The organism is Dethiosulfatibacter sp. (genome assembly GCF_983023055.1).
On record NZ_CEZJXU010000044.1, the window covers coordinates 1 to 802 of the forward strand.

Consider the following 802-nt stretch of genomic DNA (forward strand, 5'->3'; position numbering starts at 1 on the left):
TTGAAATCAACGTACCCTTTGATATGTATTATGAGGATCCATATGACGAACCTCCACTTTTAATAGATTTGAAGGAGGGTAACCAGGTTTTAAACGGTGAAGAGGCAATACAGTTTTTAAGGTTCAGAAAGAGCAGTGACGGAACTGTTAGCTATGGAGATATTCAGCGTATACAGAAGCAGCAGGAATTCATGAACAAGGCTATAGACAAGGCATTGAGTTACAGGCTTCCATTTATAGTGGATGAAGTATTTGACAGTTTCAGAACCGATGTAGGCCTCAGTGATATGATTGGATACGCCAAGGGTGCTGCAGGTATGTCAAGGGATGATGTAACTTTTTATACATTGCCCGGCACAGATGACTATATAGGGAGAACTTCTTTTTTTCTTACTGATGATGATAAGTTAAAAGAAATGGTATACACAATGTATGATATCCCTTTTGAAAAGGAATAAGTGGAAGAAAACTGATATTGAAAACATGGAGCATGTTGTCCGTTTATGGATGATGTGCTCTTTTTTATAGCTTAGTGCGTACGACACTAGATTATTGAATATACAATTAATTTACATTTTACATTAAAAAAATATGATATAATTATTATTAAACAGTTTACGCAACGTAATTGCTTTGTTTGCCTGTGAAAGTTATTATATACAAAATTACTTGAAACGTTGTAATTTTGTTTAAAGGAAAACTTTCTACGGCGTCAATATCGCCTGTACACTATCCGCTTCGCGTCTAACGCGACGAGGCCGCTGTGTACTGGCTAACGCGACGTAGTCGCTTTGACTAGGAG

At 37.0% G+C, this 802-nt stretch carries 1 protein-coding gene; it reads left to right on the top strand.

The annotated features are described in order from the left end of the window. A partial coding sequence (locus AC3AX0_RS03000) for an LCP family protein (protein ID WP_487548824.1) occupies positions 1-458 on the top strand: 458 nt, incomplete at its 5' end. Positions 459-802: the final 344 nt, after the last annotated feature.